The organism is Stenotrophomonas sp. YJH_SMC_48-3, assembly GCF_059369375.1.
In genome coordinates this window covers 99,505-124,372 of the sequence record NZ_JCAFSQ010000009.1, presented here as the reverse complement: position 1 = coordinate 124,372, position 24,868 = coordinate 99,505, and the positions used below count along the sequence as shown (strand labels likewise).

Sequence of the window (24,868 nt, the reverse complement as noted above, 5' to 3'; positions counted from 1 at the left end):
GAACCGAACTGGAGAAAGACATGAGCAAGCTGCCCACTGCCGAACAGATCCAGCACGACTGGGACACCAACCCGCGCTGGGAAGGCATCCAGCGCAACTACAGCGCCGCCGACGTGGTGCGCCTGCGCGGCACCGTCCACATCGAGCATTCGCTGGCCCGCCTGGGTGCAGAGAAGCTGTGGGCGTCGCTGCATGAGCGCGAGTTCGTCAACGCGCTGGGTGCATTGACCGGCAACCAGGCCATGCAGCAGGTCAAGGCGGGCCTGAAGGCGATCTACCTGTCCGGTTGGCAGGTGGCGGCCGACGCCAACCTGGCTGGGCAGATGTATCCGGACCAGTCGCTGTACCCGGCCGATTCGGTGCCGGCGGTGGTCAAGCGCATCAACAACACCCTGCTGCGTGCCGATCAGCTGCATCATGCCGAAGGCAAGGACGACATCGACTTCCTGCAGCCGATCGTGGCCGATGCCGAGGCCGGTTTTGGCGGCGTGCTCAACGCCTTCGAACTGATGAAGGCGATGATCGAGGCCGGTGCGGCCGGCGTGCACTTCGAAGACCAGCTGGCCTCGGTGAAGAAGTGCGGGCACATGGGCGGCAAGGTGCTGGTGCCGACCCGCGAGGCCATCGAGAAGCTCAACGCCGCGCGCCTGGCTGCCGACGTGCTGGGCGTACCGACCCTGCTGGTGGCGCGCACCGATGCCGAAGCGGCTGATCTGTTGACCAGCGACATCGACGGCAACGACAAGCCGTTCACCACCGGCGAGCGCACCGTGGAAGGCTTCTACAAGACCCGCAATGGCCTGGACCAGGCGATCAGCCGCGGCCTGGCCTACGCGCCCTATGCCGATCTGGTGTGGTGCGAGACCGGCAAGCCGGACCTGGAGTTCGCCCGCAAGTTCGCCGAGGCGATCCACGCGAAGTTCCCGGGCAAGCTGCTGGCCTACAACTGCTCGCCCAGCTTCAACTGGAAGAAGAACCTGGACGACGCCACCATTGCCAAGTTCCAGCGCGAACTGGGTAGCTACGGCTACAAGTTCCAGTTCATCACCCTGGCCGGTTTCCACGCGCTGAACTACGGCATGTTCAACCTGGCCCACGGCTATGCACGCCGCCAGATGAGCGCCTTCGTGGAGCTGCAGGAAGCCGAGTTCGAAGCGGCCGAGCGCGGTTTCACGGCGGTCAAGCACCAGCGTGAAGTCGGTACCGGCTACTTTGATGCGGTGACCCAGGCGATCCAGCAGGGGCAGTCGTCGACCACCGCGCTGACCGGCTCCACTGAGGAAGAGCAGTTCCATGGCGGGCGCAGCGAACGCGCGGCGTGATGCGGTAGTGCCGGCCGCTGGCCGGCAACCCATCGGTGTTTCCGAAGCCCATGCAGTTGCCGGCCAGCGGCCGGCACTACCGGGCACCGGGTGATCAGGGTGGCCAGGGAAGGGCCAGACAACGCCGGCCGGTCGGGGGACCTGCCGGCGTTGTTGTATCGGTGCAAAGGCGCGGCGGCCGGCAGGCAGCGTCAATCAGGCGCACCCCCTTGGCCGCAACTTGGCCGAAATCCTGTGAAACCCGGCATCGGATTGATCCAGCAGGGGTTTTGCCCGGACATGGGTGACCAGAACGGGCCACCACCGATCTTCACATCACACAAGAGCGCCCTGAGGCTCAAAATGAGATAGGGCGCACACTTTAAAGCGGTGCTATGCTCCGCGGCTCACCAGGGGACGCTGGCGGCGGGTGCAGGGAATGACCGGCAGGGGTGCGGCCGAGAACAGTGATATGACGACAGGTATCGCCCGGGTGGCGATGGCCGAGATCGTGCATGCGCTGTTGTCGGACGCCGAGGTGGCATTGTTTGCCAGATTCGCCCGCCCATGCAAGCTTCATGCCGGACAGTGGCTGTTCCAGCGGGGCCACCGCGGCGAGCGCATGTATGTGATCCTCGACGGCCAGATCGAACTGGACTTCGGCGAGGACCTGGTGATCAAGACACTCGGGCAGTATGAGTTCTTCGGCGAACTGGGCCTGCTGGTTGGCGACCACCTGCGCAGCGCCAGCGCGCGCGCGCTGGTCGATTGCGATGTCCTGGAGCTGGGGCCGGCCGATTTCCACCGCTTGGTCGAATCCGATCCCGGGCTGGTGGCCTACTTCCTGCGTCGCACGATCATGCGCGTGCTGACCAACGAACAGGCCCTGATCAGCCAGCTGCGGCGCCGCAACCACGATCTGGAAACCGCGCTGGACAACCTGTACATCACCACTCATCAGCTGACCCATACCCGCGAGCTGGTGCGCACCGATGAACTGACCGGGCTGCACAACCGCCGTGGCCTCACGTTGTACCTGCAGGAGTGCCGCGAGCGTGCCGAGGGGCTGCCGCAGGCGTTGCTGCTGATCGATTGTGACCGCTTCAAGCAGATCAACGACCGCCACGGCCACCAGGCCGGCGACCGCGTGCTGCAGAGCATGGGCAACATCCTGCGCTCGATGGCCGGCGAGCATGACCTGGCCTGCCGCCTTGGCGGTGATGAGTTCTGCCTCATCCTGCGCCGCGGCAACCACGAGATCGTGCAGCACGCGGCCGAGTTCATCCTCAGTGCGGTGCATGGCCTGCTCGAACGCAGCCCCGGTACGCCGCATGTCAGCCTGGTCAGCATCGGTGCGTGCCTGCTGGCGCCGGAGGCAGGCTGGAGCGAGTGGTACGCGCGCGCGGATCGCGCGCTGTACCAGGCCAAGCGCGATGGCGGCAACTGCCTGCGTTGGGCGAATGATCCGGACGGCCAATAGGGGGAGGCAGGCGATGGACGGCGACAACGGAACGTCAGCCCCGCATAGCCCACAGCTACGCGCCCTGCTGTTCACCGATCTGTGTGATTCGCTGCAACTGGTCGAGCGGATCGGCGATGTGGCGGCCGCCAGCCTGTTCCAGGAACACGACCGCCTGGTGCTGGTCCTGCAGCAGCGCTGGAACGGCCAGCTGATCGATCGCTCCGACGGCCTGTTCATGCTGTTCGAGCGGGCCATCGATGCTTTGGGCTTCGCCCTGGACTACCAGCGCGAACTGCACGCGCTGGGCCAGCAGCGGGCGATCGAACTGCGCGCGCGTGCCGGCCTGCATGTGGGTGACGTGCTGACCTGGGAGAACAGTGCCGAGGCGGTCCGGGCCGGCGCCAAGTCGATGGAAGTGGAAGGCCTGGCCAAGCCGATGGCAGCGCGCCTGATGACGCTGGCCCGCCCTGGCCAGATCCTGTTGTCGGCGGTGGCCGAATCGCTGACCCGTCGCGCCACCGGCGCGCTGGGGGAACGGGGTGCGCGCCTGCTGTGGAAGTCGCACGGCCGTTGGCGCTTCAAGGGAATGCCGGTGGTGCAGGAAGTGATCGAAGTGGGTGAGATCGGTTCAGCGCCGTTGCGCATGCCACGCGCCACTGCCAAGGCACGCCGTGACCTGCCGCTGTGGCGGCAGCCGCTGGTGCTGGCCGCCGAGGGCCTGGTGCTGACGGTGGCCGTGCTGGGCGGCTGGTTGCTGCTGCGGTCGGAACCGGCGATCGCGTTCGCCGAGCGGGACTGGGTGGTGCTTGGCGATGTCGACAACCTCACCGGCGACCCGATTTTCGACGACTCGATGCGGCACGCGATCCGGATCGCGCTGGAGCAGTCGCGCTACGTGAACGTGCTGTCGGAGGGCAAGATCCGCGAAAGCCTGGAAATGGCGCGGCTCTCGGGCGATACCCGGCTCAGCCGCGATACCGCGGCCAACGTGGCGGTGCGGGAGGGCGCGCGCGCCGTGCTGCTGCCGACGGTGCGGCAGAAGATCGGTGGCTACGAGCTGGCCATTGATGTCGCCGCACCCGGCACCGGCCAGGTGATCCAGACGTTCACCGCCACCACGGATCGATCCGACCAGATGGTATTCGCGGTGGACGACGTGGTCGGGCGCCTGCGTCGCGGACTGGGCGAATCGGTGGCGAGCCTGGAACAGTCGTTGCCGCTGCCGCGGGCATCGACCCAGGACCTTCGCGCACTGCGAGCGTTCGCGCTGGCCGAGAATGCACTGGGCCAGCGTCGCTTCGAGGAGGCTCGCAACCTCTATCAGGCTGCAATCGATATTGATCCCGGTTTCGCCCTGGCCTACATGGGCGTGGCCAAACTGCATGCGCGCGTCGATGAAGGGCGGCGCGCACGCGAAGCCATGCAGCACGCGCTGGACCTGCAGGATCGGTTGCCGCCACGCGAGCGCCTGTACCTGAAGGCCTGGATGGCCGAACTGGAGCCTGGTGGCTGGGCGCTGGAGCACTGGCGCACGCTGGCCAAGGTCTACCCGGATTCGTTCGCCGGGCTGTCCAACACGTCGTGGTACCTGCTGCAGGCCAACCAGTTCAGCGAGGCCGAACCCTACGCGCGTGCGGCTGCGGTGCCGCAGGATCCGCTGCGCTTGTATCCGCTGATCCACCTGGTGCGGATACAGATCGCCGCCAACCAACCGCAGCTTGCGGCCCAGACACTGGCCCAGGCACAGGTCCTGCGCGGTCGTGATGATGCCGATGAGACCGGCGTGGACGTACTGGTCGCGCAGGGCAAGTACGCCAAGGCGGCCCAACTGCTGCCGCAGATCCGTGCCAACGATGCCCTGCAGCAGCGCATGAAGCTGCGTGCGCAGCTGCTGCTGGCGGCCACGCAGCGCGATTGCGCGGCCATGCAGCAGGCGGTACGCGACGACGCGTCGGCGCCGGCGCTGGTCGACTTCCAGGTGCAGCAGCGGCTGCAGCACGCCAGCGTGGCAGCTCTGTGCCCGAGCGCGGACCGCGCCGAGTTGCAGGCCATCGCTGCGTTGCTGCATCCGTTGCTGGAGCAGCGCGATGATCCCATGCTGCATGCCCGCGGCCTGCAATGGCTGGCTCTGGTCCATCTGGCCCAGCGACAGGGCCAGTTCGAGCTGGCTAGGCGCTGGCTGGACGAGCAGCGGCCGCTGCTGCGCAGCCTGCGCAGTCCGGTCGCCGATCGCTGGCTGCGCATTGTCAGCGCCGTGGATGAACTGCAGATGCAGCGGCCCGAAGCTGCCCGCGCCCTGATCGAGCCAATGCTCGATGGCAGCGAGCCGGTGCAGGCACACGTCGTGCTGCTGCTCGCGCTGCGCGCACAGGGCAATGAAGCTGCCGTACGCCGCGAGCAGGCCTGGCTGTCCCAGCATCGCGGCCAGGCCATTGCCGAGGTCACCGCCATGCAGGTCTGGCAACCACTGAATGTGCACGACGTGTCCACGTGGGCATCGCCGGCCGCGGCCGGCGCGCCCTGATGACGGGTCAGCCGTCGATGCGCTCGCCGACCTTGCCCGCTTCGAAGCAGAACACCACGGTCATCGCCGCCACCGACCCGGACAGGTGGGCCTGCAGGCTGTCACGCACCTGGCTCAGCTCCTCGACCGAAGCCAGGGTGCCGATCTTCATGCAGTCGCTTTCGCCGACCGCACCGTCCAGCCCGATCGAGGCCAGGGCCTTGGCCGGCGAAGCGGTGAAGTGGCTGCGGAAGTCGTCGTTGCCGATCAGGTGGTCCAGCAGGGTGCTGGCGTCTGCGGCGGAAAGGCGGGGATGGGTGCTCATGGGGATCGTCCGTAGGCTGAAGTTCTCGTATCGGCCGCGACAGCCTGCCATTGAGGGCCGCGCTGCGTACGTCGCTAAAGTTGGCCGCGCTGCGGTCGTTGCTGCTATGCCGGTTGTGCGGCAGAAGGAAGGAATCCCATGCGCCTGCGCCGCTGCGCCAGCCTGATGTTCGAGCCCCGCGAGGCGATCACCCTCGACCTGCGCGCGATGCTGGCCGGCCACGCCGAGATGGACAGCCAGATCAGCTGGGTGGCCCTGGCCGCGCATCTGGACCAGCCACTGCCGGTGGACGCCGAGGAGCGCCAGCTGCTCGGCGAGCTCAGTGCGCACCGCTGGTGCGAACCGCCCGCCGATGCCTGCCCGGCCATGCTGGCCCGCTTGGTCGAGCAGGGCCTGCTGTTGACCGACCCACCGAGCGAGGTGGGGCACCAGCTGCGCGACGAGGCTTTGCGGCGCAGCCAGTGGTGGCCGCTGGCGGCGCTGGCCCATCGTCATGCGCGCTGGCAGGCCGTGGACAGCGTGGAGGACATGCGTCGGCAAGGGTTGGACACCGCTGCCGGCCTGCGCCAGCGCCTCGGGCCGCCACCGCCGGTGGTGCAGCCGATGCAGGGCGATTACCAGCCGCTGCCGCGCAGCGAAGAGGCGCCGTTCGACACACTGCTGGCGCGCCGCAGCACCTGCCGCAATTTCGATACCCAGCGCGCGCTGCCGCTGCCGTTGCTGGCCCAGGTGCTGCAGCGCACGCTGATGGCCCACGCGGTGCAGAAGGTCGAGCGCGATACCGAGTTCCTGAAGAAGAACGTGCCTTCCGGTGGCGGCCTGCATCCCACCGAAGGCTTCCTGCTGGTGCAGAACGTGGAAGGACTGGCACCGGGCCTGTACCACTACCACCCGGTGCAGCACGCCGTGCTGCCGCTGCCCTCGCCACCGCCGCAGGCACTGCCGGCGCTGGCGCGGCGGATGCTGTCCGGGCAGGCGTGGTTCGCCGATGCGCCGGCGCTGCTGGTGCTGGCGCCGCGCTATGACCGCTGCTTCTGGAAGTACCGCAACCACGCCAAGGCGCATCGTGCGGTGACGCTGGATGTCGGTCACATCTCGCAGCTGCTGTACCTGTGTGCGACCGAGCGCGGGCTGGCGGCGTTCGTGACGGCGGCCATCAACGATGCCGATGTCGATCGTGCCTTCGGTTTCGACGGCATCGGGCAGAGCGCGATGGCCATCTGCGGCCTGGGCTGGCGCAGTGCCACGCTGGACACGGCCGAATTCGATCCCGCCGGGCGGGTGGTAGCGGGCGACGACCGCTGAGCGGTCGCCACCCCAGCGTTCACGCCGCCTCGAAGTCCACCAGTACCGCGCCGTCGCCGACCTGGTCGCCGGCCTTGGCGCGGTAGCCCTTCACCGTCCCGTCGGCCGGCGCCTGCAGGGTGTGCTCCATCTTCATCGCTTCCAGCACCACCAGCGGCGTGCCGCGCTTGACCTCGGTACCGGCGGCGACCAGCGTGGCGACGATCCTGCCCGGCATCGGTGCCAGCAGGCTGCCGGCATCGGCCACGGCGTGGTCCGATTCGCCCACCGGATCATGCAGGGTGAAACGATGCTGGCCGTCAGCACCGAACAGGTACAGCTGGTCTCCGTCACGCAGCAGCTGCAGTGCCCAGCGGCGCCCGCCCAGCTGCACCACCAGCCCGCGCATATCGGCTGTGCCGACCACCTGCACGGGTGCCGCGTCATCGCACTGCACACGCCAGCCATCGGCCTGCGCCCACACCTTCAGCGTGTGCCGGCGTTCGCCCTGCTGCAGCGGCAGCACGCGCGGCGCGGGCGCGCCAAGGCGCCAGCCGTCCTGTGACTGCCACGGCGAATGCGGATCGCGCGCGTCGGTGCTGGCGGGTGCCGTGCTTGCCACTGCGGCCACGGCGGCTAGCAGCCACAGGTCCGCACCCGCGTCGACGACGGCACTCAATGCCGCCTGCTCGCGCTCGATCAGCGCGGTATCCAGCTTGGCGTGGGTAAACGAATCGGTGTTCACCAGGCGGCGCAGGAAACCGGCATTGGTGGTCACGCCCACCACCTGGCAGTCGGCCAGTGCCTGGCTCATGCGGCGCAGTGCAGCGTCGCGGTCCACGTCCCAGACGATCAGCTTGGCGATCATCGGATCGTAGTACGGGGTGATGCTGTCGCCTTCCTCGACGCCGGTATCCACGCGCACATGGGCCGACGGCGCCGGCAGGCGCAGGCGGCGCAGGGTGCCGGTGGACGGCAGGAAGCCTCGATCGGCATCCTCGGCATACAGCCGCGCTTCGATCGCGTGGCCGTGGATGGCCAGCTGCTCCTGGCGCAGCGGCAGCGGCAAGCCTGAGGCCACGCGCAGCTGCCACTCCACCAGGTCGGTGCCGGTGATGTACTCGGTGACCGGGTGCTCGACCTGCAGGCGGGTGTTCATTTCCATGAAGTAGAAATCGCCGTCCGGGCCGGCGATGAACTCCACCGTGCCCGCACCTTCATAGCCCACCGCGCGCGCGGCATCGACCGCCGCCTTGCCCATCGCAGCACGACGTTCCGCGCTCATGCCCGGGGCCGGCGCTTCTTCCAGCACCTTCTGGTGGCGGCGCTGCACCGAGCAGTCGCGCTCGAACAGGTACACCGCGTCACCGTGGCTGTCGCCGAACACCTGGATCTCGATATGGCGCGGGCGCTCGACGTACTTCTCGACCAGCACGTGGTCATTGCCGAACGCCGAGGCCGCCTCGCGCTGGCAGCTGGCCAGCGCATCGACGAAGTCCTCGCTGCGCTCGACCTTGCGCATACCCTTGCCACCGCCACCGGCGCTGGCCTTGATCAGTACCGGGTAGCCGATGGCGTCGGCCTGCGTGCGCAGGAAGTCCGGTGCCTGCTGGTCGCCGTGGTAGCCCGGGGTCAGCGGTACGCCGGCCTTGGCCATCAGCGCCTTGGCCGCGCTCTTGTCGCCCATCGCGCGGATCGCGCTGGCCGGCGGCCCGATGAAGGTGATGCCGGCGGCGGCGCAGGCATCGGCGAAGTCGGCATTCTCTGACAGGAAGCCGTAGCCGGGGTGGATCGCCTGCGCGCCGGTCAGGCGTGCGGCGTCGAGCAGGGCATCGCCGCGCAGGTAACTTTCACGTGCAGCGGCCGGACCGATGTGGATGGCTTCGTCGGCCAGGCGCACGTGGCGCGCGTTGCGGTCGGCATCGGAATATACCGCCACGGTGGCGATGCCGAGGCGGCGGCAGGTGGCGATGACGCGGCAGGCGATTTCGCCGCGATTGGCGATCAGGACTTTGGTGAACATGGCAACGGGCTTCATGGGAGCGTGCTCGGTCATGGCACGGGTTACATGCGGAACACGCCGAAGCGCGTCTGCTGCGGGGCGGCGTTGAGGCTGGCCGACAGCGCCAGGGCCAGTACCCGGCGGGTGTCGGCCGGATCGATCACGCCGTCGTCCCACAGGCGCGCGCTGGCGTAGTACGGGTGGCCCTGCTGCTCGAACTGCTCGCGGATCGGTGCCTTGAACGCGTCTTCCTCCGCCGCCGGCCACTGGCCGCCCTTGGCCTCGATGCCATCGCGCTTGACCGTGGCCAGCACGCTGGCGGCCTGCTCGCCGCCCATCACGCCGATGCGCGCGTTCGGCCACATCCACAGGAAGTTGGGCGAGTACGCACGGCCGCACATGCCGTAGTTGCCGGCACCGAACGAGCCGCCGATGACCACGGTGAACTTGGGAACCTTGGCGCAGGCCACCGCCAATACCAGCTTGGCGCCGTCCTTGGCGATGCCGCCCTGTTCGTACTTGCGGCCGACCATGAAGCCAGTGATGTTCTGCAGGAACACCAGCGGGATGTTGCGCTGGGTGCACAGCTCGATGAAGTGCGCGCCCTTCAGTGCCGACTCGGAGAACAGGATGCCGTTGTTGGCGATGATGCCGATCGGGTAGCCGTTCAGATGCGCGAAGCCGGTAACCAGTGTTGCGCCATAGCGCGGCTTGAACTCGTCAAAGCGCGAGCCATCGACCAGGCGTGCGATCACTTCGCGCACGTCGTAGGGCTTGCGCGTATCGGCGGGAATCACCCCATACAGTTCATGCGCCGGCAGCAGTGGTTCCTCGGAAGGCTGTACCGCCATCGCCGGTTCCGGCTTGCGCCAGTTCAGCTGGGCGATGATTGCGCGCACCCGTGCCAGCGCCTGCAGATCGTTGTCGGCCATGTGGTCGGCCACGCCGGAGATGCGCGTGTGCACGTCGGCACCGCCCAGTTCCTCGGCCGTCACCACTTCACCGGTGGCCGCCTTCACCAGCGGCGGGCCGCCGAGGAAGATCGTGCCCTGCTCGCGCACGATCACCGTCTCGTCGCTCATCGCCGGCACATACGCACCACCGGCGGTGCAGCTGCCCATCACGCAGGCGATCTGCGGAATGCCCTGCGCCGACAGGTTGGCCTGGTTGTAGAAGATCCGGCCGAAATGATCGCGGTCGGGGAAGACTTCGTCCTGCAGTGGCAGGAACGCGCCACCGGAATCGACCAGGTAGATGCACGGCAGGTGGTTCTGTTCGGCGATCTCCTGCGCGCGCAGGTGCTTCTTCACCGTCATCGGGTAGTAGGTGCCGCCCTTGACCGTGGCATCGTTGGCCACGATCACGCATTCCACGCCGCTCACGCGGCCGATGCCGGCCACTACGCCAGCGGCCGGCACGGCGTCTTCGTACATGCCGTGCGCGGCCAGCGGCGCGATTTCCAGGAAGGCGCTGCCGGGGTCGAGCAGGGCGTCGATGCGGTCACGCACCAGCAGCTTGCCGCGCGCGGTGTGCTTGGCGCGTGCGGCTTCGCTGCCACCCAGCGCGGTGCGCGCGAGGGTGGCATGCAGGTCGTCGACCACGGCCTGCATCGCCGCGCGGTTGCTTTCAAACGTTTCGCTGCCCGGTTGCAGCTGGCTGTTCAGGACGGTCATCGCGTTGGCCTTACAGGGTGCGCTGGAACAGTTCGCGGCCGATCAACATGCGGCGGATCTCCGAAGTGCCGGCGCCGATTTCATACAGCTTGGCGTCGCGCCACAAGCGGCCGGTCGGGTATTCGTTGATGTAGCCGTTGCCGCCGAGGATCTGGATCGCCTGGCCGGTCAGCCAGGTGGCCTTCTCGGCGGCGTACAGGATGGCACCGGCGGCGTCCTGGCGGGTGGTGCGGCCCTGGTCGCAGGCGCGTGCCACGGCATAGACATACGCGCGGCAGGCACCCAGGCCCACGTACATGTCGGCGATCTTGGCCTGGATCAGCTGGAAGCTGCCGATCGGCTCGCCGAACTGGTGGCGCTCGTGCACGTACGGCATCACCACGTCCATGGCCGCGGCCATCAGGCCCAGCGGGCCACCGGACAGCACCACGCGCTCGTAGTCCAGGCCGGACATCAGCACGCGCACGCCACCGCCAACCTGGCCCAGCACGTTCTCTTCGGGAATCTCGCAGTCCTGGAACACCAGCTCGCAGGTGGGCGAAGAACGCATGCCCAGCTTGTCCAGCTTCTGCGCGGTGGAAAAGCCCTTCATGCCCTTCTCGACCAGGAACGCGGTGATGCCCTTGGCGCCGGCCTCCATGTCGGTCTTGGCATAGACCACCAGCACGTCAGCATCCGGGCCGTTGGTGATCCACATCTTGTTGCCGTTGAGCACGTAGCGGTCGCCGCGCTTGTCGGCGCGCAGCTTCATCGACACCACGTCCGAACCGGCCCCCGGCTCGCTCATCGCCAGCGCACCGACCAGGCTGCCATTGCAGAGGCCGGGCAGGAAGCGCTGCTTCTGTTCTTCGTTGCCGTTCTTGCGCAGCTGGTTCACGCACAGGTTGGAGTGCGCGCCATAGGACAGGCCGATGCCACCGGAAGCGCGCGAGATTTCTTCCATCGCCACCACGTGGGCCAGGTAGCCCATGCCGGTACCACCGTATGCTTCTTCCACGGTGAGGCCGAGCAGGCCCTGTTCGCCCAGCTTCGGCCACAGAGCCAGCGGGAACTGGTTGCTGGCATCGGCCTCGGCGGCCAGCGGCGCGACCTCGGCGGCGGCAAAATGGGCCACGCTCTGGCGCAGCAGGTCGATGTCTTCGCCAAGGTCGAAGTTCAGGGATGGCACGTGCATTGTGGTGGCTCCACGACGGGATGGCAGGAAATGGACGCACCCGGCGGGGGAGCGGGCGGCGGTCTGCAGGACCGCTGCCCGCACGGGCGATTGGACCCCAGCGTAGCGGGGTTCGGATAAGAAGTGAATACAAATTCAAAAATTGAAACCAGAATCAAAACATGGCCTACAAACGCTCTGCACTGATGGAAGAACGCCTGGCCGGGGCCCGTGAACGGATCCTGCTGGCCACCCGTGAACTGGTCGCCACTGGCGGCTGGCGCAATGCCCCGGTGACCGCCGTGGCGACCCTGGCGGGGGTGTCCACCGGCCTGATCTACCGGCACTTCCCGTCCAAGGCCGAGTTGTTCGTGGAGGTGCTCAACGCCGCGGTGGCCCACGAGGTGGCGATCATGGAGCGCATCGCCAGTGGCCCGGAGGCGGCCAGCGAGCGCCTGCGGCTGGCGATCACCGCCTTCGTACGCCGTGCCCTGGCTGGGCCGGGGCTGGCGCACGCCTTCATCGTCGAACCGGTCGACCCGGACGTGGAAGCCGAGCGCATGCGCGGTCGTCGCGCCTTCGGCGACGTGTTCCTGCGGCTGGTGGAGGAGGGCGTGGCGGCCGGTGAGCTGCCTGCGCAGGACGCGCATGTGGCCGCTGCGTGCCTGGTCGGCGCCTTCACCGAGGCGATGGTCGGCCCGACCGCGCCAAGCCGCGAAGCACACCGCGACGAAGATGCACTGGTGAACGCAATCTGCAGCTTCTGCCTGCGCGCGATCGGTGCCCCGGCAATTCGGTAGCGCCGGGCCATGCCCGGCGGCTGTTGCCATCCTCGACCGTTGTTGCCGCGCTTCGCGCTCGCCGGGCACGGCCCGGCGCTACCCGCATGCGGCCACGGCCGCATGCTGCGCCGCACCAGCATGACGCCTGTTGTCGCACGCATAGCGCGTTCTATACTCGGCCCATCACGCAGTCGCTCAGCCGTGGTCCAACGACTATCAGCCAGGGGTAACGAAGAGTGCGGAATTACGATCTGGAGTTCCTGAAACGCTTCTCCATGGTGATCGCGCTGCTGGCGACCATCACCCTCGGCCTCATCCTCCTTGCCGCCTACATCCACACCCGGATTCCACCCGAAGTATCGCCGACCGCGGCCAAGCGCACCGAACAGCGCATTTCGCCCACCGGCGCGGTCTATGCCGGCAGCACCGGCGCCGCCGCGCAGGCTGCGGCCAAGGCCGCCGCGCTGGCCAAGGCCGCGTCGCAGGTGGCTTACGGCGGCACCAAGGATGGCAAGGTGATCTTCGACAACCTGTGCACCGCCTGCCATACCACCGGCGTGGGCATGGCACCGACGCTGGACCACTCGCACTGGGACAAGCGCATCGCGCAGGGCAAGGACACCCTCTACAAGCACGCCATCGAGGGCTATACCGGCCCGGATGGCGGCATCATGCCGCCCAAGGGTGGCAACCCGGCCCTGACCGAAGAACAGATCCACGCCACGGTGGACTGGATGCTGGGCAACCTGAAATAGCCGCCGCAACGCGCCGCTTCCTGTAGAGCCGAGCCCACGCTCGGCTGCTCTGCGCACGGTGTGGCCAGGCGCAGCCGAGCGTGGGCTCGGCTCTACCACCTACTAAGCTTTGCCCACCGAGGCCTGATTGCCCCTGTGCCCCCGCCGCGCAGGCGGATCTCCGCATTTCAGGGTTAGTCTGTGCGCCCTCTTCCCTGGAATCGCCCGTCGATGCGCCGCCGTTCCCTTGCTCTTGCCCTGTCCCTGCTGCTGCCGGCCAGCGCCTTTGCCCAGGCCCAGCCGCAGGCCGCACCAGCTACGACGCCCGCTGTCGCGCGCAGCAGCGCCACCGTGGTGCTGACCGCCGCACCGGCCGACTGGCGCGCGCTGGATGGCCAGCGCGTGCGCATCGCCGCACCGCTCACCCTGGCCGGTACCGATGGCCTGGAGCGCTTCGGCCAGCTCACCGTGGCCTTCGACGGCCGCCTCTGGCAGCCGACCGAAGTGGCTGCGCCGGGCACCGCCGGCTACGAGCAGGTGATGGCCGACAACCAGCGTCGCCGGCTGGTACTGGAAGATGGCAGTGACGCTCGCGACCCCGCCAGCGTGCCCTACCTGCCGGGCAACCCGGTGCTGCGCACCGGCATGCAGCTGCACAACGTGGAGGGCATCGTGCGCGTGGATGCGCAGGGCCATCCGCGCCTGCAGGTCGAAGGCGCGCTGAAGCTGCCGGAACTGAAGCGCCCGGCAGTGCCCACGGTGCCGGGCAGCCTGCACGTGGCCGCCTTCAACCTGGAGAACTTCTTCAATGGTGACGGCCAGGGCGGTGGCTTCCCGACCCTGCGCGGCGCGCGCACCCTGGACGAGCACAAGGCGCAGCTCGCCAAGCTGGTCACCACGGTCAACGCCTTGGGCGCCGATGTCGCTGCGCTGATGGAACTGGAGAACGACGGCTACGGACCGCAGTCGGCCATCGCCGAACTGGTCGATGCGCTCAACCGTGACCGCGGCGCGCAGGGCGACTGGCGCTTCGTCGATGCCGGCAACGGCCCCGGCGACAACCCGATCCGGGTCGGCATCATCTACCGCAGCTCACGCCTGCAGCCGGTCGGCACGCCGGCCACGTTGACCGGCGGTCCGTTCGTCGAGCACAGCCGCGTGCCGCTGGCGCAGGCCTTCCAGGGCAAGCAGGGCGCGCCGTTCGTGGTGGTGGCCAATCACTTCAAGTCGAAGGGCTGCCGCGACGCCAGCGGCGCCGACGCCGATCGCAACGACAACCAGGGCTGCTGGAACGCCACCCGCGTGACCTCGGCGCAGCAGCTGCATGCCTGGCTGCAGACCGACCCGACCGGTACCGGTGCCAGGGACGCGGTGCTGCTGGGCGATTTCAATGCCTACGCGATGGAAGACCCGATCCGCACCCTGCGTGACCTGGGCTGGCAGGACGCATTCAAGGTCGCCAAGGTCGAGCATCCCTACAGCTACGTCTACAACGGCTATACCGGCCGCCTCGACCATGCACTGCTGAGCCCGGGCATGGCCAAGCGCCTGCGCGGTGCCGCCGAATGGCACAGCAATGCCGACGAGCAGGACGCCAGCGGCTACCAGGGCCGCAACGTGCAGGGCCCGTGGCGCAGCTCCGACCACGACCCGCTGCTGCTGGGTTTCGACAGATAGGGTTCGCCGGGGATCTGCTCTGGTAGGGACCTTGATCGGCACGGATGCCGCCTTTGCTTTTGATCTACCAGTCCGCCTTCCAGCGAGCCGAGCATCGCAAGTGGATCAGGGGCGAAGAGGCGCCGATGTCTGAGCGCAGCGAGTTCGGCGCCGTCCCCTGGTTCACCGAGAAGCGCAGGGTACCGGTGCACAGCACCGGCTCGCGGCTGGCGGCGCGTTTCTTTTGGTTACTTTTCTTTTCGCGCGAAAAGAAAAGCGACATCCCACCGCGGGCGCGGAAATGGCCCGCCGCAACCAACGCTCACCCCCAGGCGATCAGTCCGATCGCCAGCACCGCCAGTGCCAGGCCGACGCGGTTCCACTTCGTGGTGGCCTCGCCGAAGACGAACATGCCTACCAGCGCGCCCAGCACCACCACGCCGATGTTCATGCCGGCGAACACGGTGGCCGGACTCTCTGGCATCGCCTGGTGCGCCTGCACATAGAAAAGGATGTTGCCGCCATTGAGCAGGCCCAGCAGCGCGCCTGCGCCCAGGTTCCGCCAGGCCAGCCGGCTGCAGCCACTGAAATGCCGCCACAGCTGCAACGCCAGCATCAGCACGAAGGCCACGCTGAAGCTGGCCAGCACTGCCGCCATCGACGGTGTGCCCGACAGCGCCACCTGCTTGAGCAGTACGTCCACCACCGCGAACCCGGCCCAGACGCCCAGCAGCCAGCCCCAGGCAGCGGGCGAGGACGCTACGATCGGGCCGCGCGGACGCAGGCTGATGGCCACCATCGCCAGCAGGCCCAGGGCGAGCCCAGCCAGCTTCCACGGCGTGGCGGTCTGGCCGAAGAACAGGAAGGCGGCGGCCAGCGACAGCAGCAGTGACAGCCGCTGCGCGACATCGCTGCGGACGATGCCGGCCACCGCCACCGCGCGGCCCAGCACCAGGAAGATCGACGGCAGCACCACCGCCAGCGCCAGCAATGACAGCCACGGCGCATGCGGCGCGCGCAGCGCATCCAGCGGCGGCTGCAGCACCACGGCCGTCAGGGTCGCAGCCACCAGATAGTTCCAGGTGACCATCTGCGCAACATCCAGTTGGCGGCGTCCGGCCACCTTCAACAGCACCGAAACCAGCACGCTGCAGATCACGGCCAAAGACAGGTAGAGCATGGGGCGGGCACAGGGCAGGGGCGGGGGACGGTATCATGGTGCCATGCACAAGCCTTCGTTCCCCGTCGCCCCCGGCGAAACCGCCTGCCTCGAACTGGACGGCCCGGCCGGCCCGCTGGAAGTGGTCGTCGACCTGCCCAAGGCCGATGTACCGGTGCAGCCGATCGTGGCCATCGTCTGCCATCCGCTGTCCACTGAGGGCGGCACCCTGCACAACAAGGTGGTCACCATGACCGCCACCACCCTGCGCGAACTGGGCGTCGCCACGGTGCGCTTCAACTTCCGCAGCGTCGGTGGTTCGGCCGGTGAGTTCGACCACGGCGTGGGCGAGCAGGATGACCTGAAGGCCGTCGCCGCCTGGGTACGCAGCCAGCGCCCGGACGACCGCCTATGGCTGGCCGGTTTCAGCTTCGGTTCGTTCGTGTCGCTGAAGGCGGCTGCCGCGCTGCAGCCGGAGGCGCTGATCTCGATCGCGCCACCGGCCGGTCGCTGGGATTTCGACGGTATCGCACCGCCGGCCCGCTGGCTGGTGATCCAGGGCGAGCAGGACGAGATCGTCGACCCGCAGGCCGTCTACCAGTGGCTGGACACGCTGGACTTCCCGCATGAGCTGGTGCGCATGCCCGAGACCAGCCACTTCTTCCACCGCAAGCTGATCGACCTGCGTGGCGCGCTGACCCACGGCGTGAAGCATTGGTTGGGCGCGGCGGCATGAGTGCAACCGAGCTGACCCCGTCGCAGCGGTATGCGGAAGGGGTTGCCCGTGGCGACTGGCAGAACGACCCGGCCCAGCATGCGGCGCTGGCCGAGCTGGACCGCATCCACCTGGGCCTGCTGGACAGTGCCGAGGATGGCTGGCTGGACCGCCTGTCCTCGTTCTGGAAGAAGCCCGAGCCGGTCAAGGGCCTGTACTTCTGGGGCGGTGTCGGCCGCGGCAAGACCTTCCTGGTCGACCTGTTCTACGACGGGCTGCCGATCAAGCAGAAGTACCGCACCCACTTCCACCGCTTCATGCGCAGCGTCCACGAGCGCCTGCGCGAGCACCAGGGCCAGAGCGACCCGCTGGCGAAGATCGCCCAGGAATGGCGCAGCAACCTGCGCGTGCTGGTGCTGGACGAGTTCTTTGTCACCGACATCGGCGATGCGATGCTGCTGGCGCGGCTGCTGGAGCGCCTGTTCGCCGAGGGCGTGACCCTGGTCACCACCTCCAACACCGCAGTGGAGAACCTGTACCTCAACGGCCTGCAGCGCGAGAGCTTCCTGCCGGCCATTGCCCTGCTGCAGCGCTTCTGCGTCGAGCTGTACGCCGAAGGTACCGAGGATTACCGGATGCGCGCGCTGACCCGCTCGCCGGTATACCGCGCACCGCTGGCGGCCGACAGCGATGAGTGGCTGGCCACGCGCTGGAGCGAGCTGAGCGGCGGCCAGCCGGCCAAGCCCGGCAACATCGAGATCGAGGGCCGCAAGATTCCGGTGCGCGGCCGTGGCAAGAGCATCGCCTGGTTCGATTTCGCCGCGCTGTGCGAAGGCCCGCGCGGGCCCTCGGACTACATCGAAATCGCGCACGAGTTCAACACGGTGCTGCTGGGCGGCATTCCCGCCTTCGACCGCCTGAATGAGGATGCCGCGCGCCGCTTCGTCAACCTGATCGACGAGCTGTACGACCGCCACGTCAACCTGGTCTGCACCGCCAGCACCTCGCCGATCGAGCTGTACACCGGCCAGCGCCTGCAGGGCGCCTTCGAGCGTACCGCCTCGCGCCTGATCGAAATGCAGAGCGCCGAGTACCTGGGTACCCCGCACCGGGCGTGAGGGGTTCTGCTGGTTGTAGAGCCGAGCCCACGCTCGGCTGCTTCAAGTATTCCGGTTAGGGTGAATCATGAGTCAGGAAATCAACAAGCACGTTGCGCGAGCGATCGTTGAGCTTGCCATCTTCCTCGAGTTTTCGACGGATGACGTATTGGATCCAGATGCTGCAGTGCAGGGGCTCGAACGATTGGCTTCCACATTGCAAATGATGGACGTGGATTCCAAATCGTCTTTGTGCGTGCAGTTTGAAAGCATCGCAATGGAGTATTCAGGTGAGCAAGCCGGATTTGTTGAAGGCTTGGGCGAAGCGCTGGGGTTGATCGAAGCGTAGTCTGCTCATGTGTAGAAGCCCCAGATTCTTCTGGCACAAGGCAGTCAGAAATTCCGTGTTCGCGCAGAAGCAGAACATGAGTAACAGGTGCCTTCGAGCGTACCGCCTCGCGCCTGATCGAAATGCAGAGCGCCGAGTACCTGGGTACCCCACACCGGGCGTGAGGGGGCCTGAGGGCGTGCGTTGCCGGCCGGCGGCCGGCACGACCAGCCCGGAATTCCGGTAGTGCCGGCCGCTGGCCGGCAATGAATGGGGGGGGGAGGGCGAAACGGCGTTACCTGCGGCCGCTCCTCCGGCCCGGCCGACACATGCGGCCTCGAGTCGCTGCCCGGCGGGTGATCCCCGACGTCCACCGCATTCCCACCGGCTGCCCACCACCTATCCACAGGGTTGTCCCTAGCCAGCTTCATCACTGTCATGTGAAGCTGTCATTGTTCCGTTTCTGCGGTGCGTTGTGCCACCGCAGTGACGCCTTTCGGGCTTGACTGCGCAGCCCGTTCCGGCGGGTCTGGAGCGTCTGATCAGGGCGCCGATGGCACGATCCTTGCGGCGCAAGGGATTGCCGAATTTCACTACATTTGGCGTTGACGGACCCCATTACCCCCACTATCTTGTGGCCGTCGGTCGCAGCAACCCCAGGTCTGGGGGTGGCAGCAGCACCCATCCGCGATCGTCAACGGCAGTGGCAGGCGCAGGGTCTCATCCTCTGCGACGCCGTCCTGCCATCCTGGGCCGTCATGTCCCGGGCTGCGTCACCCCGATGCATCGAGCACCCCCAAATCACGCCAAGAGGACATACGCCGTGAGCACCGAATCCAGCGCCACCATCGAGAAGGAAAGCGAATTCCTGTTGACGTCGCCGCCGACGGCCAACGCGATGAGTGTGACCAAGCGCAACGGGACCACCGAGCTGGTGGACCTGAACAAGATCGTGCGCGCGGTGCAGCGTTCCTCCGAAGGCCTGCACGCCGTCGATCCGATGCGCGTGGCCACCCGCACCATTTCCGGCCTGTACAACGGCGCCACCACCCGCGAGCTGGACGAGCTGTCCATCCGAACCGCCGCCCTGCTGATCGGTGAAGAGCCCGAGTACGGCCGCCTCGCTGCGCGCCTGCTGGCCAACTACATTGCCAAGGAAGTCTCGGGCCAGGAAATCTACGCCTTCTCGCAGTCGGTCAGCCGTGGCCATGAAGTCGGCCTGATCAACGACCGCCTGCTGAACTTCGTGCAGACCAATGCACGCAAGCTCAACGACGCCATCGACATCTCGCTGGACCTGAACTTCGATTACTTCGGCCTGCGTACCCTGTATGACCGTTACCTGCTGCGCCACCCGCACACCCGCAAGGTGATCGAGACCCCGCAGCAGTTCTTCCTGCGCATCGCCAGTGCGCTCAGCGAGGACGTGTCCGAGACCCTGGCGCTGTACAAGCGCATGGGCAACCTGGACTACCTGCCGTCCAGCCCGACCCTGTTCAATTCCGGCACCACCCACGAACAGCTGTCCTCGTGCTTCCTGCTGGATTCGCCGCAGGACTCGCTGGAGTCGATCTACGCCAAGTACGGCGACATCGCCCAGCTGTCGAAGTTCTCCGGCGGCATCGGCGTCAGCTACACCCGCGTGCGTTCGCGTGGTTCGCTCATCAAGTCGACCAACGGCCACTCCAACGGCATCGTGCCGTGGCTGAAGACCATGGATTCGTCCGTGGCCGCGGTGAACCAGGGCGGCAAGCGCAAGGGCGCAGCCTGCGTGTACCTGGAAACCTGGCACGCCGATATCGAGGACTTCCTCGAACTGCGTGACAACACCGGTGACGAAGCCCGCCGTGCGCACAACCTGAACCTGGCCAACTGGGTACCGGACCTGTTCATGAAGCGCGTCGAGGCCGACCAGGAATGGTCGCTGTTCGATCCGCGCGTGGTGCCGGAGTTCACCGACCTGTTCGGCGAAGCCTTCGAGGCCGCCTACCTGCAGGCCGAAGCCCAGGGCAAGGCCAACCGCACCATCCCAGCGCGCAAGCTGTACGCCCGCATGATGCGTACGCTGGCCGAGACCGGCAACGGCTGGATGACCTTCAAGGACAAGTGCAACCGCGCAAGCAACCAGACCCTGCGTCCGGGCAACGTGATCCACCTGTCCAACCTGTGCACGGAAATCCTGGAAGTCACCTCCAACGATGAAACCGCAGTGTGCAACCTGGGTTCGATCAACCTGGGCAACCACTTCGACGAGCACAACGAGTTCGACTTCGAGAAGCTGGCCGAGACCGTGCGCCTGGCCGTGCGCCAGCTCGACCGCGTCATTGACCTGAACTTCTACCCGATCGAAACCGCCCGCCGCGCCAACCTGCGCTGGCGTCCGGTCGGCCTGGGCTGCATGGGCCTGCAGGATGTGTTCTTCCGCAAGCGCCTGCCGTTCGACAGCGCCGAGGCCCGCGCCCTGTCGAAGAAGATTGCCGAAGCGATCTACTTCCACGCGCTGGAAACCTCCTGCGAGCTGGCCCAGGAACGCGGCAAGCACCCGTCGTTCAACGACACCCGTGCCGCCAGTGGCGAACTGCAGTTCGATGCCTGGAACGTGGTGCCGGAAGACACTGCGCGCTGGGATGCCCTGCGTGAGCGCATCAAGGAACACGGCCTGCGCAATTCGCTGATGATCGCGATCGCGCCGACCGCGACCATCGCCTCGATCGCCGGCTGCTACGAGTGCGTCGAGCCGCAGGTGTCCAACCTGTTCAAGCGCGAGACCCTGTCCGGTGACTTCCTGCAGGTCAACCGCTACCTGGTCAACGAGCTGAAGAAGCTGGGCCTGTGGACGCCGGAAATGCGCGATGCCATCAAGCTGGCCGAAGGCTCCATCGCGGGTCTGCCACAGATCCCGGAAACGCTGCGCGAGGTCTATCGCACCGCGTGGGAACTGCCGATGCGTTCGCTGATCGACATGGCCGCCGAACGTGGCGCCTTCATCGACCAGTCGGCCTCGCTCAACCTGTTCATGGAAAGCCCGAACATCGGCGCGATGTCCTCCATGTACATGTACGCCTGGAAGCAGGGCATCAAGACCACCTACTACCTGCGTTCGCGCCCGGCCACCAAGATCGCCAAGACCACGGTGAGCAGCGCGGCCCCGGCCAAGGTGTTCAGCCCGGACGAAGCCATCGCCTGCTCGCTGGAAAACCCGGAAGCCTGCGAGGCCTGCCAGTAACACACCGCGCGGTGGGTGCCGACCGTTGGTCGGCACTCGAGCACCTCGCACCTGTAGAGCCGAGCCACGCTCGGCCGCAGCACGGAAACACCCAGGTAGCGCCGGGCCACGTCCGGCGTTTTGACCCGAGAAGACAAGGAAACACCCATGGCCGACAAGCCCAAGCAGATGCTGCTCGATCCCGGTTTTGAACTGACCCTGCGCCCGATGCGCTACCCGCAGTTCTATGACATGTACCGGAACGCGATCAAGAACACCTGGACGGTGGAAGAGATCAATTTCCAGATCGACATCACCGACCTGCACAGCAAGATGTCGCCGGGTGAGCGCCACCTGATCCACCGCTTGGTCGCGTTCTTCGCCACCGGCGACTCGATCGTGTCCAACAACCTGGTGCTGAACCTGTACCAGCACCTCAATGCGCCGGAAGCGCGCATGTACCTGTCGCGCCAGTTGTATGAAGAAGCGCTGCACGTGCAGTTCTACCTGACCCTGCTGGACAACTACCTGCCGGACCCGGAAGAGCGCGCCAAGGCGTTCTCGGCGGTGGAGAACATCGACTCGATCAAGAAGAAAGCCGATTTCTGCTTCAAGTGGATCGACTCGATCCAGGACCTGACCCGCATCGAGACCCGCGAGCAGCGCCGCCAGTTCCTGCTCAACCAGATCTGCTTCGCTGCCTGCATCGAAGGCCTGTTCTTCTTCGCTGCGTTCGCCTACGTGTACTACTTCCGGTCGCGCGGCCTGCTGCCGGGTCTGGCCTCGGGCACCAACTGGGTGTTCCGCGACGAAAGCGCGCACATGGAGTTCGCCTTCGAGTCGGTGCGCGTGGTGCGTGAGGAAGAGCCGGACCTGTTCGACGATGAAATGAAGCAGCAGGTCTACGACATGCTGGCCGAAGCCATCGAATGCGAAGTGCAGTTCGCCGAGGACGTGCTGTCCGGTGGCGTGGCTGGCATTTCCACCCGCGACATGCGCCAGTACCTGCAGCACTGCGCCGACCAGCACTTTGCCAAGCTGGGCATGGAAAAGAAGTACAACGTGCGCAACCCGCTGCCGTTCATGGAACTGCAGGACGTGCAGGAACTGACCAACTTCTTCGAACGCCGCGTCTCGGCCTACCAGGTCGGCGTGCAGGGCGAAGTCGCCTTCGACATGAACTTCTGATCGAACCGGTCAGGCCTGTCGCAACGAAAGACCCCGGCCAATGCCGGGGTTTTTTGTTGCGCGCCCGCTTTTGTAGAGTCGAACCATGCTCGACTGCTGTTCGCAAGAAAGTCGAGCATGGCTCGACTCTACAATCAGCGCCGCCCTTCCATCGCCATGCGCACCGCCAACCCGGCCAGCACCGTGCCCATCAGCCAGCGCTGCACCCTCTGCCAGGTGGGGCGCGCGGCCAGAAAGCCGGCGATGCTGCCGGCGGTCAGCGCGATCAGGCCGTTCACGCTGACGCTGACCAGGATCTGGGTGGAGCCCAGCACGATCGACTGCATCAGCACGCTGCCGTCGCTGTCCGGATGCAGGAACTGCGGCAGCAGCGACAGGTACATCACCGCGATTTTCGGGTTCAGCAGGTTGGTCAGGAAGCCCATCGTGAACAGCTTGCGCGGGCTGTCCTGCGGCAGGTCGCGTACCGCGAACGGCGAACGTCCACCCGGCTTGAGCGCCTGCCAGGCCAGGTACAGCAGGTACAGCGCGCCGCCGATGCGCAGCGCGTCATAGGCGAACGGCACGGTCATCAGCAGGGCGGTGATGCCCAATGCCGCGCACAGCATGTAGAACACGAAGCCCAGCGCCACCCCGCCCAGCGAGATCAGGCCCGCCATCGGCCCTTGGCAGATCGAGCGCGAGATGACGTAGATCATGTTCGGCCCGGGCGTGAGCACCATGGCCAGCGAAACCAGCGCAAAGGCCAGCAGGTCGGAAGTGGCGGGCATGGGCAGTCCTGGCAGCGGGCGTGGCGCAGTGTAACGCCTGCTGCAGGCGCGGCCTGCGCAGGCACCGCTGCCGGGTGACCGTTGCACGTGCATTCCGATGGCCATCACGCCGGTCGCTTAGAATCCGCAGCACCCCACACCGAAGCACCCCCATGACCCCGATCCCCGAGACCGTGCCGCCCATCGAAGTGCGCATGGCCGAAATCGTCTTTCCCAACCACACCAACCACCTGGGCACCCTGTTCGGCGGCCAGGCATTGGCGTGGATGGACAAGGCCGCCTTCCTGGCCGCCGCCCGCTACTCGCGCCGCACCGTGGTGACCGCGCGCAGCGACCAGGTCGACTTCAAACTGCCGATCCGCATCGGCCAGATGGTGGAAACCATCGGCCGCATTGTCGAAGTCGGCCGCAGCTCGATGAAGGTGGAGGTGGAACTGGTCGCCGAGGACCTGCACAGCGGCGAGCGCAAGCTGTGTACCCGCGGCCACTTCGTGATGATCGCGCTGGACGAGGAAGGCCACCCGATCGCGGTGCCGCCGCTGCCGGCCGCCTGAGCCGGCGCTTGCACGGGCGCTGCGGCGCCCCCATCTGGCAGCCATGACCTCGCCGCTGACCGACTTCATCGACCGCGCCCAGCGCCTGTTCGTGCTGACCGGCGCCGGTTGCAGCACCGCATCGGGCATCCCCGATTACCGGGATGCCGACGGCCAGTGGAAGCGCACCCCGCCGGTGACCTACCAGGCCTTCATGGGCGAGACCGCTACCCGCCAGCGCTACTGGGCGCGCAGCCTGCTGGGCTGGCCGCGCTTCGGCCTGGCCCGGCCCAACGGTACCCACCAGGCCCTGGCCGCACTGGAGAGCCGTGGCAAGCTGCAGGTGCTGCTGACCCAGAACGTGGACGGCCTGCACCAGCGCGCCGGCAGCCGTAACGTGATCGACCTGCATGGCCGCCTGGACCTGGTGCGCTGCATGTGCTGCGAGCGGCGCAGCGATCGCGGGGAGTTCCAGCAGCGCCTGCTGGACGCCAACCCCGGCTGGGACACGCTGGAGGCCGGCATCGCCCCGGACGGCGACGCCGACCTGGAGACCGATTTCTCCAGCTTCGTGGTACCCGGGTGCCCGCACTGCGGCGGGGTGTTGAAGCCGGACGTGGTGTTTTTCGGCGAGAACGTGCCGCGCGAGCGGGTGGAGGCGGTGCACGAGCACCTGCAGCAGGCCGACGCCGTGCTGGTGGTGGGCTCGTCGCTGATGGTCTATTCCGGCTTCCGCTTCGTGCAGGCGGCGGCCAAAGCAGGACTGCCGGTGGCGGCACTGAACCGTGGCCGCACCCGTGCCGACGACCTGCTGCAGTTCAAGGATGAACGCGATTGTGCTGAGGCGCTGGCGTCGGTTATCGAACCATCGGCTGGGTAGAGTCGACTGTCAGTCGACTCTACAGGCCACCCGCCGCCGCGAAACAGCGATCCATCCAGATGGTTGATCCGGGAGCCGCGCAGCGGTGCAATATGCCCCCCTACGTCGTCCCATCACT

General features: G+C 67.0%; 20 protein-coding genes. 14 read left to right on the top strand and 6 right to left on the bottom strand.

The annotated features are described in order from the left end of the window. The first annotated feature begins 20 nt into the window (after nucleotides 1-20). From aceA to AC5P65_RS15120, 3 genes are all read left to right on the top strand, one after another. A complete protein-coding gene (gene aceA, locus AC5P65_RS15130) occupies nucleotides 21-1,322 on the top strand; it encodes an isocitrate lyase (RefSeq protein WP_019661879.1) in 1,302 nt (433 codons plus the stop codon). Nucleotides 1,323-1,740: 418 nt separating this feature from the next. Then, nucleotides 1,741-2,781 (top strand): GGDEF domain-containing protein, encoded by a 1,041-nt coding sequence (locus tag AC5P65_RS15125; RefSeq protein ID WP_019661878.1) that lies wholly within the window; start codon nucleotides 1,741-1,743, stop codon nucleotides 2,779-2,781. 13 nt (nucleotides 2,782-2,794) lie between these two features. Then, complete coding sequence (locus AC5P65_RS15120; RefSeq protein WP_495215686.1) at nucleotides 2,795-5,287, top strand: putative peptide modification system cyclase; 2,493 nt, start codon at nucleotides 2,795-2,797, stop codon at nucleotides 5,285-5,287. 7 nt (nucleotides 5,288-5,294) lie between these two features. Here the strand turns inward: AC5P65_RS15120 and AC5P65_RS15115 are convergent, their stop codons facing one another. After that, nucleotides 5,295-5,591: an NHLP-related RiPP peptide gene (locus tag AC5P65_RS15115; protein ID WP_021203747.1), complete on the bottom strand. Its 297-nt coding sequence runs from the start codon at nucleotides 5,589-5,591 to the stop codon at nucleotides 5,295-5,297. A gap of 138 nt (nucleotides 5,592-5,729) precedes the next feature. Here AC5P65_RS15115 and AC5P65_RS15110 point away from each other — a divergent pair, with 138 nt between their 5' ends. Next, on the top strand, nucleotides 5,730-6,896 hold the full coding sequence (locus AC5P65_RS15110; RefSeq protein ID WP_058979737.1) for a putative peptide maturation dehydrogenase: 1,167 nt from the start codon (nucleotides 5,730-5,732) through the stop codon (nucleotides 6,894-6,896). A 19-nt stretch (nucleotides 6,897-6,915) separates the two neighbouring features. Here the strand turns inward: AC5P65_RS15110 and AC5P65_RS15105 are convergent, their stop codons facing one another. The 3 genes from AC5P65_RS15105 to AC5P65_RS15095 are packed head-to-tail and all read right to left on the bottom strand — an operon-like array spanning nucleotide 6,916 to nucleotide 11,724. Then, nucleotides 6,916-8,931, bottom strand: coding sequence for an acetyl/propionyl/methylcrotonyl-CoA carboxylase subunit alpha (locus AC5P65_RS15105; protein ID WP_495215685.1), 2,016 nt, complete (start codon nucleotides 8,929-8,931; stop codon nucleotides 6,916-6,918). 8 nt (nucleotides 8,932-8,939) lie between these two features. After that, a complete protein-coding gene (locus AC5P65_RS15100; protein ID WP_021203750.1) occupies nucleotides 8,940-10,550 on the bottom strand; it encodes a carboxyl transferase domain-containing protein in 1,611 nt (536 codons plus the stop codon). A gap of 10 nt (nucleotides 10,551-10,560) precedes the next feature. After that, nucleotides 10,561-11,724 carry an isovaleryl-CoA dehydrogenase gene (locus AC5P65_RS15095; protein ID WP_014035590.1) on the bottom strand — a complete coding sequence of 388 codons (1,164 nt, stop codon included), beginning with the start codon at nucleotides 11,722-11,724 and terminating at the stop codon, nucleotides 10,561-10,563. Between the two features lie 161 nt (nucleotides 11,725-11,885). Between AC5P65_RS15095 and AC5P65_RS15090 the strand changes: the two genes are divergently transcribed. The 3 genes from AC5P65_RS15090 (at nucleotide 11,886) to AC5P65_RS15080 (ending at nucleotide 14,896) form a co-directional block, all read left to right on the top strand. Further along, a complete protein-coding gene (locus AC5P65_RS15090; protein ID WP_021203751.1) occupies nucleotides 11,886-12,503 on the top strand; it encodes a TetR/AcrR family transcriptional regulator in 618 nt (205 codons plus the stop codon). 218 nt (nucleotides 12,504-12,721) lie between these two features. Beyond that, nucleotides 12,722-13,240, top strand: coding sequence for a c-type cytochrome (locus AC5P65_RS15085; RefSeq protein WP_005407662.1), 519 nt, complete (start codon nucleotides 12,722-12,724; stop codon nucleotides 13,238-13,240). A 210-nt stretch (nucleotides 13,241-13,450) separates the two neighbouring features. Further along, nucleotides 13,451-14,896 carry an ExeM/NucH family extracellular endonuclease gene (locus AC5P65_RS15080; protein WP_495215684.1) on the top strand — a complete coding sequence of 482 codons (1,446 nt, stop codon included), beginning with the start codon at nucleotides 13,451-13,453 and terminating at the stop codon, nucleotides 14,894-14,896. A gap of 301 nt (nucleotides 14,897-15,197) precedes the next feature. On the opposite strand, the gene AC5P65_RS15075 is transcribed toward AC5P65_RS15080, so the two are convergent. Then, on the bottom strand, nucleotides 15,198-16,055 hold the full coding sequence (locus AC5P65_RS15075; protein ID WP_206621540.1) for an EamA family transporter: 858 nt from the start codon (nucleotides 16,053-16,055) through the stop codon (nucleotides 15,198-15,200). A 43-nt stretch (nucleotides 16,056-16,098) separates the two neighbouring features. On the opposite strand from AC5P65_RS15075, the gene AC5P65_RS15070 reads away from it, so the two are divergent. The 5 genes from AC5P65_RS15070 (at nucleotide 16,099) to AC5P65_RS15050 (ending at nucleotide 22,567) form a co-directional block, all read left to right on the top strand. Further along, nucleotides 16,099-16,770 (top strand): alpha/beta hydrolase, encoded by a 672-nt coding sequence (locus tag AC5P65_RS15070; protein WP_495215683.1) that lies wholly within the window; start codon nucleotides 16,099-16,101, stop codon nucleotides 16,768-16,770. Next, nucleotides 16,767-17,867, top strand: a complete 1,101-nt coding sequence (gene zapE, locus AC5P65_RS15065) for a cell division protein ZapE (protein ID WP_111097704.1) — start codon at nucleotides 16,767-16,769, stop codon at nucleotides 17,865-17,867. The genes AC5P65_RS15070 and zapE overlap by 4 nt, the downstream gene beginning before the upstream one ends. Nucleotides 17,868-17,934: 67 nt before the next feature. Then, nucleotides 17,935-18,195: a hypothetical protein gene (locus tag AC5P65_RS15060; protein WP_111097703.1), complete on the top strand. Its 261-nt coding sequence runs from the start codon at nucleotides 17,935-17,937 to the stop codon at nucleotides 18,193-18,195. A gap of 802 nt (nucleotides 18,196-18,997) precedes the next feature. Continuing rightward, nucleotides 18,998-21,400: a ribonucleoside-diphosphate reductase subunit alpha gene (locus AC5P65_RS15055; RefSeq protein WP_019661866.1), complete on the top strand. Its 2,403-nt coding sequence runs from the start codon at nucleotides 18,998-19,000 to the stop codon at nucleotides 21,398-21,400. 147 nt (nucleotides 21,401-21,547) lie between these two features. Further along, on the top strand, nucleotides 21,548-22,567 hold the full coding sequence (locus AC5P65_RS15050) for a ribonucleotide-diphosphate reductase subunit beta (protein ID WP_005420683.1): 1,020 nt from the start codon (nucleotides 21,548-21,550) through the stop codon (nucleotides 22,565-22,567). Between the two features lie 134 nt (nucleotides 22,568-22,701). On the opposite strand, the gene AC5P65_RS15045 is transcribed toward AC5P65_RS15050, so the two are convergent. Further along, nucleotides 22,702-23,337, bottom strand: a complete 636-nt coding sequence (locus AC5P65_RS15045; RefSeq protein ID WP_111097702.1) for a LysE family translocator — start codon at nucleotides 23,335-23,337, stop codon at nucleotides 22,702-22,704. Between the two features lie 152 nt (nucleotides 23,338-23,489). On the opposite strand from AC5P65_RS15045, the gene AC5P65_RS15040 reads away from it, so the two are divergent. Beyond that, nucleotides 23,490-23,891, top strand: coding sequence for an acyl-CoA thioesterase (locus AC5P65_RS15040; RefSeq protein WP_005407672.1), 402 nt, complete (start codon nucleotides 23,490-23,492; stop codon nucleotides 23,889-23,891). A 43-nt stretch (nucleotides 23,892-23,934) separates the two neighbouring features. After that, nucleotides 23,935-24,750, top strand: a complete 816-nt coding sequence (locus AC5P65_RS15035) for an NAD-dependent protein deacetylase (RefSeq protein ID WP_111097701.1) — start codon at nucleotides 23,935-23,937, stop codon at nucleotides 24,748-24,750. Nucleotides 24,751-24,868 lie beyond the last annotated feature (118 nt).

Coding starts and splice junctions, on each gene's coding strand:
- aceA (WP_019661879.1), top strand. CDS start 21: ATGAGCAAGCTGCCCACTGCCGAACAGATCCAGCACGACTGGGACACC.
- AC5P65_RS15125 (WP_019661878.1), top strand. CDS start 1,741: ATGACCGGCAGGGGTGCGGCCGAGAACAGTGATATGACGACAGGTATC.
- AC5P65_RS15120 (WP_495215686.1), top strand. CDS start 2,795: ATGGACGGCGACAACGGAACGTCAGCCCCGCATAGCCCACAGCTACGC.
- AC5P65_RS15115 (WP_021203747.1), bottom strand. CDS start 5,591: ATGAGCACCCATCCCCGCCTTTCCGCCGCAGACGCCAGCACCCTGCTG.
- AC5P65_RS15110 (WP_058979737.1), top strand. CDS start 5,730: ATGCGCCTGCGCCGCTGCGCCAGCCTGATGTTCGAGCCCCGCGAGGCG.
- AC5P65_RS15105 (WP_495215685.1), bottom strand. CDS start 8,931: ATGACCGAGCACGCTCCCATGAAGCCCGTTGCCATGTTCACCAAAGTC.
- AC5P65_RS15100 (WP_021203750.1), bottom strand. CDS start 10,550: ATGACCGTCCTGAACAGCCAGCTGCAACCGGGCAGCGAAACGTTTGAA.
- AC5P65_RS15095 (WP_014035590.1), bottom strand. CDS start 11,724: ATGCACGTGCCATCCCTGAACTTCGACCTTGGCGAAGACATCGACCTG.
- AC5P65_RS15090 (WP_021203751.1), top strand. CDS start 11,886: ATGGCCTACAAACGCTCTGCACTGATGGAAGAACGCCTGGCCGGGGCC.
- AC5P65_RS15080 (WP_495215684.1), top strand. CDS start 13,451: ATGCGCCGCCGTTCCCTTGCTCTTGCCCTGTCCCTGCTGCTGCCGGCC.
- AC5P65_RS15075 (WP_206621540.1), bottom strand. CDS start 16,055: ATGCTCTACCTGTCTTTGGCCGTGATCTGCAGCGTGCTGGTTTCGGTG.
- AC5P65_RS15070 (WP_495215683.1), top strand. CDS start 16,099: ATGCACAAGCCTTCGTTCCCCGTCGCCCCCGGCGAAACCGCCTGCCTC.
- zapE (WP_111097704.1), top strand. CDS start 16,767: ATGAGTGCAACCGAGCTGACCCCGTCGCAGCGGTATGCGGAAGGGGTT.
- AC5P65_RS15060 (WP_111097703.1), top strand. CDS start 17,935: ATGAGTCAGGAAATCAACAAGCACGTTGCGCGAGCGATCGTTGAGCTT.
- AC5P65_RS15050 (WP_005420683.1), top strand. CDS start 21,548: ATGGCCGACAAGCCCAAGCAGATGCTGCTCGATCCCGGTTTTGAACTG.
- AC5P65_RS15045 (WP_111097702.1), bottom strand. CDS start 23,337: ATGCCCGCCACTTCCGACCTGCTGGCCTTTGCGCTGGTTTCGCTGGCC.
- AC5P65_RS15040 (WP_005407672.1), top strand. CDS start 23,490: ATGACCCCGATCCCCGAGACCGTGCCGCCCATCGAAGTGCGCATGGCC.
- AC5P65_RS15035 (WP_111097701.1), top strand. CDS start 23,935: ATGACCTCGCCGCTGACCGACTTCATCGACCGCGCCCAGCGCCTGTTC.